The organism is Streptomyces sp. NPDC034049 (genome assembly GCF_055575575.1).
This window is the reverse complement of record NZ_JBVISJ010000002.1, coordinates 439,561-454,501: the sequence shown is the minus strand read 5'-3', so window position 1 is coordinate 454,501 and position 14,941 is coordinate 439,561. Positions and strand designations below refer to the sequence as shown.

At 72.0% G+C, this 14,941-nt stretch carries 13 protein-coding genes; 5 read left to right on the top strand and 8 right to left on the bottom strand.

Annotated features, from left to right (window positions below; genetic code table 11):
- The first annotated feature begins 91 nt into the window (after positions 1-91).
- Genes ACZ52C_RS06835 through ACZ52C_RS06825 form a run of 3 tightly spaced genes read left to right on the top strand, consistent with a single transcriptional unit; the run spans position 92 to position 2,864 of the window.
- A complete protein-coding gene (locus ACZ52C_RS06835) occupies positions 92-853 on the top strand; it encodes a vWA domain-containing protein (protein ID WP_045559265.1) in 762 nt (253 codons plus the stop codon).
- A 1-nt stretch (position 854) separates the two neighbouring features.
- Positions 855-1,670 carry a PP2C family serine/threonine-protein phosphatase gene (locus ACZ52C_RS06830; protein ID WP_469073741.1) on the top strand — a complete coding sequence of 272 codons (816 nt, stop codon included), beginning with the start codon at positions 855-857 and terminating at the stop codon, positions 1,668-1,670.
- A 33-nt stretch (positions 1,671-1,703) separates the two neighbouring features.
- Complete coding sequence (locus tag ACZ52C_RS06825; RefSeq protein WP_469073740.1) at positions 1,704-2,864, top strand: hypothetical protein; 1,161 nt, start codon at positions 1,704-1,706, stop codon at positions 2,862-2,864.
- A gap of 230 nt (positions 2,865-3,094) precedes the next feature.
- Here ACZ52C_RS06825 and ACZ52C_RS06820 read toward each other — a convergent pair whose 3' ends face one another.
- The 6 genes from ACZ52C_RS06820 to ACZ52C_RS06795 all read right to left on the bottom strand — a co-directional run bounded on the left by ACZ52C_RS06820 (position 3,095) and on the right by ACZ52C_RS06795 (position 9,553).
- Positions 3,095-3,679, bottom strand: a complete 585-nt coding sequence (locus ACZ52C_RS06820) for a hypothetical protein (protein WP_469074160.1) — start codon at positions 3,677-3,679, stop codon at positions 3,095-3,097.
- A gap of 4 nt (positions 3,680-3,683) precedes the next feature.
- Positions 3,684-5,243 carry a substrate-binding and vWA domain-containing protein gene (locus ACZ52C_RS06815; protein WP_469073739.1) on the bottom strand — a complete coding sequence of 520 codons (1,560 nt, stop codon included), beginning with the start codon at positions 5,241-5,243 and terminating at the stop codon, positions 3,684-3,686.
- Complete coding sequence (locus ACZ52C_RS06810) at positions 5,240-6,433, bottom strand: toxic anion resistance protein (protein WP_469073738.1); 1,194 nt, start codon at positions 6,431-6,433, stop codon at positions 5,240-5,242. The genes ACZ52C_RS06815 and ACZ52C_RS06810 overlap by 4 nt, the downstream gene beginning before the upstream one ends.
- Before the next feature lie 21 nt (positions 6,434-6,454).
- A complete protein-coding gene (locus tag ACZ52C_RS06805) occupies positions 6,455-7,528 on the bottom strand; it encodes a hypothetical protein (protein WP_469073737.1) in 1,074 nt (357 codons plus the stop codon).
- A gap of 308 nt (positions 7,529-7,836) precedes the next feature.
- Positions 7,837-8,241 carry an SCO4983 family protein gene (locus tag ACZ52C_RS06800; RefSeq protein ID WP_469073736.1) on the bottom strand — a complete coding sequence of 135 codons (405 nt, stop codon included), beginning with the start codon at positions 8,239-8,241 and terminating at the stop codon, positions 7,837-7,839.
- A gap of 100 nt (positions 8,242-8,341) precedes the next feature.
- Positions 8,342-9,553, bottom strand: coding sequence for a pyridoxal phosphate-dependent aminotransferase (locus ACZ52C_RS06795; RefSeq protein ID WP_469073735.1), 1,212 nt, complete (start codon positions 9,551-9,553; stop codon positions 8,342-8,344).
- A 268-nt stretch (positions 9,554-9,821) separates the two neighbouring features.
- Between ACZ52C_RS06795 and ACZ52C_RS06790 the strand changes: the two genes are divergently transcribed.
- Entirely contained in the window at positions 9,822-10,724 is a 903-nt protein-coding gene (locus tag ACZ52C_RS06790; RefSeq protein WP_469073734.1) for a hypothetical protein, read from the top strand.
- Positions 10,725-10,911: 187 nt separating this feature from the next.
- Positions 10,912-11,838 carry a trypsin-like peptidase domain-containing protein gene (locus tag ACZ52C_RS06785; RefSeq protein ID WP_469073733.1) on the top strand — a complete coding sequence of 309 codons (927 nt, stop codon included), beginning with the start codon at positions 10,912-10,914 and terminating at the stop codon, positions 11,836-11,838.
- 96 nt (positions 11,839-11,934) lie between these two features.
- Here the strand turns inward: ACZ52C_RS06785 and ACZ52C_RS06780 are convergent, their stop codons facing one another.
- Both ACZ52C_RS06780 and ACZ52C_RS06775 read right to left on the bottom strand, forming a co-directional pair.
- Complete coding sequence (locus ACZ52C_RS06780) at positions 11,935-13,563, bottom strand: N-acyl-D-amino-acid deacylase family protein (RefSeq protein WP_469073732.1); 1,629 nt, start codon at positions 13,561-13,563, stop codon at positions 11,935-11,937.
- Positions 13,564-13,595: 32 nt separating this feature from the next.
- Complete coding sequence (locus ACZ52C_RS06775; protein WP_469073731.1) at positions 13,596-14,885, bottom strand: amino acid deaminase; 1,290 nt, start codon at positions 14,883-14,885, stop codon at positions 13,596-13,598.
- Between the last annotated feature and the right edge of the window lie 56 nt (positions 14,886-14,941).

The window sequence follows — 14,941 nt, the reverse complement described above, 5'->3', positions numbered from 1 at the left end:
GCCACCGTCCGCGGAGCGCCAGGCATCAGCACGGTGGGCGGCACGCCCACCGAGCACAGCACAGCACCATCAGAAACACAGGGGGATGACGATGCACAGCGAATACCCGCCCACGCTGCCGGCCGAGTACGCCGACATCGAGTTCGAGAACAACGCCCAGCGCATGCCGCTCGTGCTCTGTCTCGACACGTCCAGTTCCATGGCCGGCCAGCCCATCCAGACACTCAACAACGCGCTCGCCGAGTGGACCAGGGAACTCCACGACGACGTCAGCCTCAGCTACAGCGTGGAGGTCGCCGTCGTCACCTTCGGCGGACAGGGCGTCGGCGCCTGGCGCGGCCCCCAGCTGCTCGACCCGCGCACCCGGACGAGCCCCTTCATACCCGCGCACGCCTTCCAGGCCCCGCAGCTCACGGCCGCCGGGGTCACCCTGATGACCGAGGCGCTGGAGCTGGCGATGCACATCGTCGCCGCCCGCAAGAGCGAGCTGCGGGCGTCCGGCCTGCAGTACTACCGGCCGCAGATCTGCCTCGTCACCGACGGTCTGCCCACCGACCCGACCGGCCATCTCACCGACTCCTGGCACCGGCTGGTCCCCGTCCTCGCCGAGGAGCAGCGCGCCCGCCGTTTCCGGCTGTACGCGATCGGGGTCGGCGGGATCACCGACATGGGCGAGTCCGTGCTGCGGGCGTTCGCACCCAAGTTCAACGCCCGGTTGCAGGGCTTCCCGTTCCGGGAGCTGCTCCAGATGATGTCCGCCAGCGCCAACGCCGAGCAGAAGGGGGCGGGGGACGAGGTGTTCGAGAAGATCTTCAGCCAGTTCAAGACCCAACGCCCCGCCTGGGAGGCGTGAGGTGAACGCCGCCCCGCCCTGGCGGATCCACGGCCTGAGCGTCGAGGGCTACCGGCACCGGCGCCAGGGCCTGCCCTGCCAGGACGCCTGTGCCGCCGCCGCCACGCCCTCCGTCGCCGTGCTCGCCGTCGCCGACGGGGCCGGCAGCCGGCCCCGCTCGGAGGAGGGCGCCCGGCTCGCGGTCGGGCTCGCCACGGACCACTTCGTACGGCGGGCCGAGGCGGCCGCGGAGATACGGCCGGGGGAGGCCGTGCACGAGCTGCTGCGGGAGGCGCTGCGCGACGTCAGCGAGGACTTCCTCGACCGGACCGGCGCCGACGCGCCCGACTTCGCGACCACCCTCACGGTGGTGGTGCTCGCTCCCGGCTGGCTCGGGCACCTCTCCGTGGGCGACGGGTTCGTCGTCGTCCGGGCCGGGACCGAGGAGGGGGAGCGGCAGTTCCATCTGCTGCCGCAGGCCGCGGCGGCGAGCGAGTACAGCAACGAGACGGTGTTCCTGACCTCGCCGGACGTGACGCGCTGGACCCACACCGAATGCGTCCTGGACGACGGAGTCGACGGGGTGCTCCTCTCCACGGACGGGCTCGCGCAGGCCATGCTCAACCGGTCCGGCGACGGCGCGCAGTCACCGAACACCTCGTTCGCCGACGCCGTCTTCCGCTCCCTCGACTCCGCCGCCGAGGACGACCGCGACCCCAACCTGGCCGCCCTCCTGCGCTCCGACCGCCTCACCGCCCTCAACGCCGACGACAAGACCCTGCTGCGCGCCGTCCGCACCAATCCGGCGATGAGCGCGCCCCCAGCTCATCAGCGGTGACGACCGCCTCGACGAACACGCGGAGGTACGGCCATGAGCGGCCGCACGGTCTTTCTCGACGGTAGGCGGGTCACTCTGGCCGAGTTGCCGTTGAAAGGGGGTGGGCAGGCAGCCGTGTTCCCGGTGGAGGGGGACACGAGCATCGTCGTCAAGATCTACCGGGACACCCCGGGGCCCGACCAGGAACGGCGGCTGGCCCGGATGCTGACCATGTCACCGCTGGCCGCCCGGCCCACGGACGCCAGCCAGCCGCCGGAGCTGGCGTGGCCCACCGCGATCGCCCGGGACGCGAACGGCGCGTTCCTCGGCTACGCCATGCGCCGCTTCGGGGAACCCCGACATGTCCAGCTGGTCGGCCTGTTCACCCGCGTCCAGCGCCTGAAGCTCTTCCCGGACCGGGCCGACTGGCGCTTCCTGCTGGGCGTCGCCTGGAACCTCGCCTTCATGACGGCCCGGATGCACTACGACAACCTCGTCATCGGCGACTTCTCCAGCAGCAATGTCGTCGTCGACGCCAACGGGTTCGTCACCTTCCTCGACTGCGACTCCATCGCCTTCACCGACCCGGTCACCGGGGAACTCTTCCCGTGCCTGATGCACACCACCGACTACTCGTCCCCCGAGCGCCAGACCGGCGGCCCCGCGACACGGCAGAGCGACGACTTCGCCCTGGCCGTCCTCGTCTACCAGCTGCTCACCGCCGGCAACCACCCCTTCGGCGGGGTGCCGCACGAGAGCGCCTCCGAGTCGACCGTCAAGGACAACATCGCCGCGAGCTGCAGCTATGTCGTCCGTCCCGAGCGGGTCACCATCCCGCGCGGCACGATCGACCCGTCCGTCCTGCCGACCGAGCTCCTCGCCCTCGCCCGGGCCGCGTTCGGGCCCGGGGTGCAGGACCCCGACGCGCGGCCGCAGGCCGAGGCGTGGCTCCGGGCCCTCGACAAGGAGCGCGGCCAGGTGCGGGCCTGCACGGTGCGGCCCCTGCACACGTACGGCTCCCACCTGCCGACCTGTCCCTGGTGCACGCGGGCCGCCGTCACCGGGCACGACGTGTTCAACGGGCCGCGGCCGACGTCGGTCCCGGTGCCGGTGGCTCCGCCGGATCAGCCCCCGTCTCCGTACGCGGCGTTGAAGGTGTTGGCCGTGGTGGTGGGGGTGGTGTTGCTGATCGTGATTCTGGCGAGTGCGGGGTGAAGGGGGCCGGGGGGTGCGTTGTCGGGTGCGGGTGCGTGGGGGTTGCTCGCGCAGTTCCCCGTGCCCCTGAAAAGCGGGGCTGCGCCCCGTGCTTTTCATCCCGCAGCCCGTCGCCTTTCAGGCCCGGAGGGCCTGGTCTTTCAGGGGCGCGGGGAACTGCGCGAGAAGCCCCCACGCACCCGCACCCGCACCCGCCAACGCACCCGCGCCCCCGAGCTACTGGGCGCCCCTCACCCCGACCGGTCCTCCAGATAGCGCGTATGGGACTCCTGTCGGCGCGCCTCCGTGTCGCGCAGGGCGGTCGCCAGTCGGGACAACTCCTCCTGCAACAGCCCGAGTTGGCGCTCAAGGTGCCGCTCCGGCGGTTCCGTGCCCGGGGTCAGGCGGGTCCACCAGCGTGTCCGGACGAACGTGTCGACGGCCTCGGGAACGTCCTGACGGACCGCCCGGGAGAGGGCGTGGACACCCTCGGGGTCATGGGCGAGCACCTCCGCGACCCAGCCGGGATCGAGGAGGGCCGCGAGGAGTTCCGTCAGCTCGGTGAGCCGGCCGGCCGCCGCGGGCGGCAGCTCGATGTCGGCGAGATACGCACGCAACGTGCCGAAGTCGGCCCGCACCTCGTCGAGTTGGGCGGACGGATCCGGGAAGTCCGGCGGCGCCACCCGCTCCGGCGGGGCGATCAGCGCGCCCGCGCCGTACAGCCCGACGACCACGACCGGCCAGTACGGTCCCGCCGCCCCCGCGAAGGTCAGCCCGAGCCCGGCGACCCCGAGCGCGCTGCCGGTGAGGTTCTTGCGGGACTCGACGTACGCCATGAACCTACTGGTAGCCACGGATCTCCTCGAAGGCGCCGTCCAGCGACCCCTGCCGGGCGTCGAAGAGACGGCCGCCGGTCAGGTCGGCGATGTGCTCCAGTTCGTCCTGGTCGGAGTCGCCGAAGAGGATCGGGAAGACGGGGATCTGCCGCTCGGCGGCGGGCAGCCGGTCGTAGAAGGCGTCGAAGTCGGCGGGGCTCGCGCCCTCCGTGTTCTCGCCGTCCGTCATCAGCACGATCGAGGTGAAGGTGTCCCGGTCGCCGCTGCCGAGATGTTCGTACGCCTTCCGCAGCGAGGTGTAGATCGCGGTGTCGCCGCCGGCGGACAGGCCCCGGGTGTCGGCGCGGATGCCGTCGAGCCCGGCCCTCGGGTCCTCGGGCCGTACGACATGGGTCCGTACGCTCTTCACGTCCGACCCGAACGGCATGAGGGTGACCTCCTCCCGGTCGTGGAAGTCGCCGGTCAGCTCGGTGAGCGCGGTCTTCAGCCGGTCGAGCCGGTCGCCCTCCATCGAGCCCGAGGTGTCCAGGACGTACACGGTCCGCGACGGACGGCGCAGCTCGTTCTCGTACGCGTCGATCAGGCCGTCGGCGACGGAACGGCTGCCGGGGAAGGGGAGTTCGCGGCGGCGGGTGGTGTCGAGGCCGGCCGCGGGCGGCACGGAGGCGACGACCGGGCGGCGCAGCGTCCGCTCGGTGATCAGCCGCTGGATGTCCGGGGTGCGCAGCGCGTCCGCGAGCCGGCGTACGTCGTCCCGGACCTCCTTGCCGGTGGAGGCGAGGGAGGAGAGCGGGTAGTCGGCGGTGACGACGCCGTCGCGCGGCCGGATCACCGTCAGGTCCTCGCGGGACTCCAGCACGGACTCGTAGTTGAGCAGCGCGTCGACGTCACCGCGCCGGTCGTACGCCGCCGCGAGCCATCCCGACGATCCCGAGGTCAGCTTCTGTCCCGCGAAGAACTCCTTCAGCCGGGGCGTCGCCCGTGCGACGTCCGCGTCCGTCAGCGCCGACTGGGCGTCGGAGAGGCCCGACGCGACCGAGACGAGCGTGGCGAAACCGGAGTGGGAACGGGTCGGGTCGGTCATGCCGTACGTCAGTCTCCCCTCCGCCACGGCCTTCTCGACGTCCGACCAGGTGACGTCCGCCGGCTTCCAGCCCAGCTCCGCCACGGTCTCCTTCCGTACGCCGATCGCGACCGGGCTGGACATCACCGGGGTCTCCGACACGACCTGCTTCGCCGCCTCCGGGCGGAGCCGCAGATAGTCGTTGGAGGACAGCCACACCGCGTCGTACGAGCCCTTCGCGCGCTGCTCGGTGAGCAGTTCGACGGCGTCGAGGGTGCCCATGTAGGTGGGCCGGACCTTGATCCCGGTGTCCTTCTCCACCTGCGCCAACACCGGCTTCATGTCGGCGAGTTCGCTGGAGGCGAGGACACGGAGGGTGCCGGGGACGTACGCGGTCGCCTCGGCGGGGTCGGGCGCGGCCCGGTCGGCGGCGGTGCAGGCGGTGGCCAGGAGGGCCGCCGCGGCTGTCAGGGCGAGCCCCACCGTCGTACGTACTCTCATACGAGCCCACCCCCTTCCAGCGCTCCCTGGTTCCGGCTGCGCTCCAAGTACCGCGTGGCGTGCTGGAGTTCGGAGGTCAGGGACTCGACGGTCGTGGCCATGGTCTCCGTCGCCCGCGCCTTGTAGGTGTCGATCGCGTCGAGGGTGCGGTAGATCTGCTGGAACGCCGAGCGGAGGGTCTCCGCGCCGACGGCCGGGTCGGCGGCGATGCGCTGGATCTCGCCGCTCTGCGTGGCGAGCATCTCCGCGTTGCCCCGGATCAGGTCCTCCGTCGTACCGCGCAACGCGTTGACCTGGTCGACGACCTTCCGCTGGTTGTCGAGCGCGGAGGCGAGCATCACGGAGATGCGCAGCGCCGAGACCGTGGTCGTCGCGGCCCGGTCGACGCCCTTGACCAGCTCCTCGTTGTTGCGCCGTACGACGTCCATGGCCAGGTAGCCCTGGGCGCAGACGGCCAGCTGGGTGAGCAGGTCCTGATGCTTCTGCCGGACCGGGAAGAGCACGTCGGCCCGCAGGGTGTCGCCCTGCTGGGGGTCGGTCGCGTCGACGTGGGAGGCGATGTGCGCCTCGACGGCCGTGTCCAGGGCCTCGGTCAGGACGACGTACTCCTGGAGCTTGCCCATGGTCTCCCAGAGCCGGACCCGCTCGGTCTGCAACGCGGCGTTGTCGCGCCGCAGTTCGTCCTGCCCGCCCCGCAGGGAGCCCACGATCCTGTTCAACGTCCCCTGTGCGGAGGCGTACTTGGCGACGTGGTCGCGCAGCTTGTTGCCGCCCGGTAGTCGGGACAGCAGCTTGCGCCCCTTGCTCGCCGGCAGGTCGCGCGGGTCCAGATCCTCCACGACCCGCCGAAGCTCCACGAGCGAGCCCGCGACCTGCGACTGGGCGTCGCCGCCCTTGCCGGGGAGGCTGCGCACGGTCCGCTCCAGCATCCGGTTGGACTGCGCGGCGGCACTGCGCATCTCGCCCGCGCCGAGCGCGGTGATCTCCCCGACCCGGCCGGCGAACTCCGGCGAGCGGGCGTCGAGGGCGGCGAGCCCCCGTACGTACTCCTCGGCCTTGCGGGCCATGTCCGTCCGTACGGACTCCTCCACCGGCACGAGCCCGCCGGCCTTGTCCCGGGGCACGGCCGCGACCGGCTCGGGAGGGGTGAGGGTGAAGGCGCTGTCGCCGGCGCCGTTGTCGATGTTCATCAGTGCTGTTCCCCCGTCGTCCTACTGGCCCCTGGACCGGCGCGCCATCTCGTGCAGCACCTCGGAGGTGGGCACGGGCGCCTGCCGGACGGTGAGCTTCTGCATCAGGTAGGTGGTGTGGTCGGCGGTCGCCGCCGTGAACTCGGTGGCCGCGCCCTGCGGCCGGAACCCGTGCCGGGCGGCCAGTTCGCGCAACGTCGGGTCGGTGGCGAGGAGTTCGCCGAGTGCCCGGCCCTCGTCCGTGACCGGTACGACGGTGTGGTCGCTGAACACGGTGGTGTCCGGGTAGAGGACGACCAGGTCCTCGACGACCTGGCCCTCCGCCAGCAGGGCGGCGACCTGCGACTCGTAGACCAGGACGAGCGGATTGCCGACCCCGCTGACGAAGTCGCGGAACGCCGCGTCGGTGCTCGGCTGCTGGGCACCCTGCACGCTGATCAGCTCGCGCATGAGGGGCGCGGTCCGGTCGAGGCCGGCCTTGTCCGCGACCACCCGTCCGCCGTTGGCGACCTCGGAGGCGGCGGCGAGGTAGAGCGCGCCCGAGTTGGAGGTGGTCGGGTCGGTGGTGGCGATGTAGAGGAGCCCCCTCAACTCGCCGTACTTCTCCGCCCCCTTGAGGTCCTGCCACGTCCGCCCGTCCTCGGCGGCCTTCAGATACGCGTCCATGTCGAGGACGCCCCGGCCCTGGTCGAGCGTGGCCAGCCGGTTCTGCCGCAGCACTTCGGCGGCGCTCCGGTGGGCCACCACGACGAGGGGCGAGTAGAAGGGACGGGGCAGCGGCTCGCGCACGCCGTACTTCTCGGCCAGCTCGTCGGCGGGCGCCTTGCTGGACGGGAAGGCGAAGTCGTACCCCTTCGGATCGAGGTCCTCCATGGCCCAGGATCCCGACGTCTCCGTCTTCACGGTGTAGCCCTGGGCGGCCAGGGCCTTCACCACCTCCGGGTCGGCGAAGAACTCCGCCTTCTCCGACCCGATCACGCCTCGCACGGTCTTCGTTGCCGTGCTCGTGTCCTCGGTCTGCCGGCCCGCCACGACGGCTGCCACCACGCCGCCGATCAGCAGGACCGCGAGGACGATTCCCGCTATTCGTCTCACACGGGGAGGGTGCTCCGCGGAACCCAACGTTCCTTGTGTGGGCCGGTGAACGGGGGATGAAGCGGTGGTCCCGGTATGCCACGGCCCTCCGGGGAGGGCGGGGTGGGATGCCGGGTGCGGCTCCGGTGGGGGCTTCTCGCGCGGTTCCCCGCGCCCCTGAAAGCTTCAGGCCCCTGCGGGCCTGGAAGACCACTGCCCTGCGGGCCTGAAGAGCACGGGGCGCAGCCCCTGCTTTTCAGGGGCGCGGGGAACCGCGCGAGAAGCCCCACGCACCCGCACCCGCCGGCGAAACAGCTACCCCCGAGCGGCTACGCACTCAGCGGCACAGCCGCATGCGCGTCCATCCGCGAAGCCGCCAGAATCGCCGACGCCGTGTCCGCCCGCGACGCGGCGACGACGAGCGCCCGCCCCGCGAGCGCGTGCGCCCTGCGGTGCAGACCGGCGACGTCACCCTCGCCCCCGCCGGCGGCGGCGACGCGTACGGGAGGCAGACCGCCCCTCAGCCGGGCGACCTGCGCGGCCAGCGCCTCCGCGGCCGCGTCGAGGTCGGCGGAAGGGGTCAGCGTGCGGAGTTCGTCGGTCACTGCCAGCAGCGCCGCCAGATGACCCGCGAGCTGGATGTCCAGCTCTTCCTCACGCGAGCGGTGAGGGAAGTCGCCGGAGGTCGGGCCGGCCATCGTGTGGACCGATTTGGTGCGGATCGGCTCGTACATGGGATGACCTCCAAGCTCTCGGACGACCACTCTACCTTAGATTCGGTCTAAAGTTGAGCGAGGTCCGAAAGCCCTGGTTCGCCGTACTCGCCGCGCGGTGTCAGGCCTGCCCGTACCCGTCCAGGAAGTTCCCGATCCGGGTGATCGCGGACCGCAGGTCCCCCACCGTCGGCAGCGTCACGACCCGGAAGTGGTCGGGTTCGGCCCAGTTGAAGCCGGTGCCCTGCACCACCATGATCTTCTCCTGCCGGAGCAGGTCGAGGACCATCCGCCGGTCGTCCTTGATCTTGAAGACGTTCGGATCGAGGCGCGGGAACAGATACAGCGCCCCCTTCGGCTTCACGCACGAGACACCCGGGATCTGCGTGAGCAGCTCGTACGCGACGTCCCGCTGCTCCTTCAGCCGCCCGCCCGGCAGCACCAGGTCGTTGATGGTCTGCCGTCCGCTGAGCGCGGCGACCACCCCGTGCTGCCCCGGCATGTTCGCGCACAGCCGCATGTTCGCGAGGATCGTCAGACCCTCGATGTAGGAGTCGGCGTGGGCGCGCGGGCCGGAGATCGCCATCCAGCCCACCCGGTAGCCGGCCACCCGGTACGCCTTCGACATGCCGTTGAAGGTGAGGGTCAGCAGGTCGGGGGCGACCGAGGCCGTCGGGGTGTGCGTGGCACCGTCGTAGAGGATCTTGTCGTAGATCTCGTCCGAGCAGACCAGCAGGTTGTGGCGGCGCGCGATGTCCGTCAGCCCGCGCAGGACCGCCTCGTCGTACACCGCGCCCGTCGGGTTGTTCGGGTTGATGATGACGATCGCCTTGGTGCGGTCGGTGACCTTCCGCTCGACGTCCGCGAGGTCCGGCATCCAGTCGGACTGCTCGTCGCAGCGGTAGTGCACGGCCGTACCGCCGGACAGGGAGACCGCCGCCGTCCACAGCGGATAGTCCGGGGACGGCACGAGGACCTCGTCGCCGTCGTCGAGCAGGCCCTGCATGGCCATCACGATCAGCTCGGAGACGCCGTTGCCGATGAAGACGTGCTCGACGTCCGTCTCGATGCCGAGGGTCTGGTTGTGCATCACGACGGCCCGGCGTGCGGCGAGCAGGCCCTTGGCGTCGCCGTATCCATGGGCGCTGGACACGTTCCGGAGGATGTCCTCCAGGATCTCGGGCGGGCACTCGAAGCCGAACGCCGCCGGGTTGCCCGTGTTCAGCTTGAGGATCCGATGCCCCGCCGCCTCAAGCCGCATCGCCTCCTCGAGCACCGGGCCCCGGATCTCGTAACAGACGTTGGCGAGCTTGGTCGACTGGATCACCTGCATGTCCGTGAGCTTACGGCCCGGTAACGCCTTCCGGGCCGTGTTTTCCACCACGTGGGACGGCCGCATTACCCCGAAATGCCCCGCCGCTGTCGCCCCGGCCGCCTCCTCTCTACAATCCGCGAGCAGGTCCGGCCGACCCCCCACCGTACGGCCGCCGACCGCACGGACCTGGCCGTCCGCCGCCGAGACCTGGGCGTTCGGCCCCTGAGACCTGGGCGTACGGCCCACGACACGAAGGCAGTGGAACGCGATGAATGGGGTGGGCGGCGTGGACAGCGCGCACGGGCCGGACCGGAACGAGGCCGACGCCGGGACACCGCCGAACGTGTACCTCCCCGTCGGTGACCCCCACTCCACCCCCGCCTACGAGATCTTCGCGGACCCGGCCGCCGCCCACGGCTGGCAGAACGCCTACGACGACACGGTCCAACTGGACGAGATCGTGCCGCCCGCGCCGGGCCCGGCCGGGAACGGCCCCGCCGCCGGTGCGCCCACGGGCGCGCGCGGCCCGGACGGGCCCGGCCTGCCGTACGGGGAGCAGACGTCCTACGGAGCCGATGCGCTCCACGGAGCCGACGCGGTCTACGGCGGTGGTCCGTCCCACGGCGATGACGCGCCTCACGGAGGCCGCGCCCCGTACGGCGTCGACGCACCGGACCCTGACGCACCCGGTCGGTCCGGTGGTCCGGAGGGTGTGGGGGCCGGGCGGCGGGCGCGGGCCGTCGACGGGCGGCGGGGCAGGCTCGGGCGGCGACGGGCCCGCCGGCGTGGCGCGTTGGTCGCGGGCGGGATCGGCGCCGCGGTGCTGGTCGGCGCCATGACAGCGGTGCTGGCCGGGCTCGGCACCTCGGAGAAGGGGTCGCCCGACACCCCGGGATCCGTCCCGTCCGCCACGTCCGACGGCCGCACCGGGGACGGGGACACCGCCGCCCCGTCGGCCGGCGAGACCTCCGACCCGGGTGCCGTGACGTCGTCCGGCGACTCCTCGCCGGACGCCTCCACGTCCCCGACCTCCTCCGCCACCACCGGCGAGCCGTCGCGCTCCGCGTCGCCCACCGCCACCTCGGCCCCGCCGTCCACCACCGCCTCCGCCACCGAGGCCCCCTCCTCCCGAGGCAACTCCAACGGCAACCAGGGCCGGGGCCAGGGCGCGACCAAGGACCCCAAGTAACCACGGCCCGCCCTCGGTTCACCCGATCTCGCCCCCCGGCCCCCCACCCCTGGCCGAAGATCGCGCGGCCGGAACCAACTCCTTGCTCGTCCTCCACATCGCCCTCACAATGCGCATGACAAACTGCGGTGGCCGGAAGATCTTCTGCCACCACGCAGCCCTATAGCTGTAGTGAGGGGACCCCCACATGAGAAAGCCTCTCGTTGCCTCGCTGGCCGCCCTGGTGATCACCGGGGCCGGCGCGGCACCGGCGGTCGCGGCGCCGGAAGCGGCGGCACCCGGGAAGTCGGCGGACGCGACCGTGCGGAGCGTGGTCGGCGGCGTCGTCGACACCGTCGACAAGACCGTCGCCGACCTCGCGGGCCCGGCCCCGGCGGCGCAGGCCGTCAACTTCGCCGGCACCGTCTCGCTCAGCAACTGTTCCGGCTCGGTCGTCCGGATGCCCGACTCCGAGGACAACGACCCTGCGCTGGTCATGACCAACGGGCACTGTCTGGAGACCGGCTTCCCGACCCCCGGACAGGTCATCGTCGACCGGGCCTCCACCCGCACCTTCGGTCTGCTCAACTCCGCCGGCACCCGCGTCGGCACCCTGCGCGCCAGCAAGATCGCGTACGGCACGATGACCGACACGGACATGGCGGTGTACCAGCTCACCACCACGTACGCGCAGATCAAGAGCACGTACGGCATCGACGCGCTCGTCTACGACACCGCCCGCCCGACCGCCGGCACCGCCATCAGCGTCGTCTCCGGGTACTGGAAGCGGATCTACACCTGCGGGGTCGACGGGTTCGCGTACCGCCTGAAGGAGGGTGACTGGACCTGGAAGGACTCCATCCGTTACACCTCCGCCTGCAACACCATCGGCGGCACCTCGGGCTCCCCGGTGGTCAACGTCGCCACCAACAAGGTCGTCGGGGTCAACAACACCGGCAACGAGAGCGGCGAGCGCTGCACCGTCAACAACCCCTGCGAGGTCGACGCGAACGGCACCGTGACCGTCCGTCAGGGCATCAACTACGCCCAGCAGACCTGGCACGTCCCCGCCTGCTTCGGCGTGGACAACAAGCTCGACCTGTCCGCGGCCGGCTGCGTGCTCCCCAAGCCGTAGCGCTCCGCTCGGGTCGGCCGTCGAGACCACCGGGGTCCCGCGGGCGGTTCTCCGTCCGCGGGCCGGTGGGGCTTCTCGCGCAGTTCCCCGCGCCCCCTACAGGGCCGCCGTCCTGCGCACCGCCCGGCCCGCCAGTACGTCCGTCCGGCGGCCGTCCTCGATGACGAAGCGGCCGTCGACCAGGACGTACGGGATGCCGGTGGGCAGGGTGCGGGGGGCCTCGTAGGTCGATCCCGCGGCCACGGTCGCCGGGTCGAAGAGGACCAGGTCGGCGCGGTACCCCTCGCGGACGAGTCCCCGGTCCGCGAGGCGCAGCCGCGCGGCGGGACGTGAGGTGAGATGGGCGACGCACTCCTCCAGGGAGAGCACGCCCAACTCCCTCACGTACCGGCCGAGATAGTGGGGAAACGTCCCGTACGCGCGCGGATGCGGCTTGTCCCCGCGCAGGATGCCGTCGGAACCGCCGGTGTGCACACGGTGGCGCATGATGGTCCGCACGTTCTCCTCGTGCCCGACGTGCTGGAGGATCGTCGTGCCGAGCCGGTCCTCGACGAGCAGCCGACGGGCGGTCGCCCAGGGCTCCTCACCGCGCGCCTTCGCCGACCGCGCGACCGTCCGGCCCACGTACGACGACAGCGCCGGGTCGGCGACGCCCGAGATCTCGATGGTGTCCCACTCGATGGGCACGCCGTGGCAGCCGTCGGCGCCCACGACCTCCAGATGGTGCCGGACCCGCTCGGCCGTGTCGTCGTCCGCCAGCCGTGCGAGGACCGCCTCGGGCCCGCCCTCGCCCGCCCAGCTCGGCAGCATCGCGACGAGGGTCGTGCAGCCGGGGGTGTAGGGATAGGTGTCGAGGGAGATGTCCGCGCCCGTCGCGAGCGCGTCGTCCAGGAGCGCGAGGAGCTCTGGGGCACGGCCCTCGTTCACCCCGAAGTTCATCGTCGCGTGGGCCAGGTGCAGGGCACAGCCGGCCTCACGGGTCAGCCTCACCATCTCCTCGTAGGCCCGGAGCGCGCCCGCCCCGTACGAGCGGTGGTGCGGGCAGTAGTAGCCGCCGTACGACGCCACCACCCGGCACAGCTCGGTGAGTTCGGCGTCCTTCGCGTACATGCCGGGGGTGTACGTCAGCCCCGACGACATCCCGACCGCGCCCTCCCGCAGCCCCGCCGCCACCAACTCCCGCATGCGGTCCAGCTCTTCGGGGGTGGCCTCCCGGTCCTCCCAGCCCACGGCGAGCATCCGGACCGTGCCCTGCGGGACGAGGTACGCGGCGTTCACGGCGATGCCCTCGCCCCCGAAGCCGTGGTCGAGCCGGTCCAGGTACTCGCCGACCGAGCGCCAGGTGAAGTCGACGTCCTCGCCGTAGCCGTTCCAGCCGGTGATCGCGCGGCGGACCTCTTCGAGGGTGCGGTCGTCGACGGGGGCGTACGACAGGCCGTCCTGGCCGATGACCTCCAGGGTCACCCCCTGGGCGGCCTTCGCGGTGTGCTCGGGGTCCCGCAGGAGCGCGAGGTCGCTGTGGGCGTGCATGTCGATGAAGCCGGGGGCCAGCGCCAGGCCCTCGGCGTCGATCTCCCGCCGGGCCTTGGGCCGCTGGCATCCCGCCGCGGCCGCCTCCTTGACGATCGACGTGATCCTGCCGCCGGTCACGACCACGTCGGCGCGGTAGGAGGGGTCGCCGGAGCCGTCCACGACCTCGGCGTCACGGAGGACCAGGTCGTCCATGGGGGTCACCTCTCAGGACTCGGCGGCCGGGCTCAGAAGTACGTACGGACGTAGTCCGTCACGGTCCCGTCCGCCTCCACCACCGGAATCAGCTTCCACTTGTCGAACGACGTGCACGGATGCGACAGCCCCAGCCCGACCCAGTCGCCGACCTCCACCGGCGCGCCGGACTCCGTGCGCAGCCAGGCGTGCTGGTCGGACAGCCCCGTCACCGTGATCCCGGTGGCGTCGCGGACCGCGCCCGTCCCCGCGTCCCGCACCACCTCCACCGACGGCAGATCGAGGTCGTACGCGGCGTCGCGCTTGCCCGCGTTGGCGAAGGCCTGCTCGGGGGAGGGGCGGGAGACGACCTGGGCCCAGAGCCGGAAGGCGGGCTCCAGGGCGCCCTCCTCCGGGATCCGGTTGAAGGGGGTGATCCGGCGGTAGTGCCCGGCGTCGTGCGAGACGTACGCGCCGGAGCGCAGCAACTTCAGTACGGGCACGGACAGTTCGGGCAGCTCGGCGAAGACCTCGGCCACCGCGTCGAACCAGGCGCTGCCGCCCGCGCTGACGATCACCTCGTCCAGCCCCGCGAACCGCCCCGCCTTGTCGAAGTCGACGGCCAGCGCGGTGAGCCGGCGCAGCCACGCCCCCACCCGCTCCGGGTCGGCCTCCGGCACCTCGCCCTCGTACCCGGCGACACCGACGAGGCGCAGCGTGTCGACGCGGGCCACCGCGTCCGCGACCGCCGCGCACTCGGCCTCCGTACGCACGCCGGTGCGCGCACCCTCGCCGGCGCCCAGCTCCACGACGACGTCCACGGGGCGTGCCGGGCGCGCGCCACCCCGCAGCGCCGCGTCCATCAGCTCCACGCCGCGCACCGAGTCGACGTAACAGACGAGCCGGAACGCGGGGTCGGCCGCCAGCTCGTCGGCGATCCAGCGCAGGGCGACCGGATCGACGAGCTCGTTGGCGAGGAAGACCCGCTCGATGCCGAACTCCCGTGCCACCCGCACCTGGTGGGGCACGGCGAGGGTGATGCCCCAGGCGCCGCGCTCGATCTGCCGCCGGAACAGCTCCGGCGCCATGGAGGTCTTGCCGTGCGGGGCGAAGGCGAGGCCGTGGCGCGCGGAGTAGGTCTCCATCAGCGCCAGGTTGTGCTCCAGGCGCTCGGCGGAGAGAGCGAGCACAGGCGTGGTGAAACCGCCGGTGAACAGGTTCCGGCGCTGCGCGGCCAGCTCGGCCACCGTCAGGCCGTCGGCGTCCGGCGGCAGTCCCTTGAACCGGTGGTCGACGCGTTCCTCCGCCAGCCGGGCCGACGCTTCGACACTCTCGACACCCATGGGATCTCCCTGACGAAGGGCGTTGCAATATATGCAACGCTCATTGCGTATGTCGC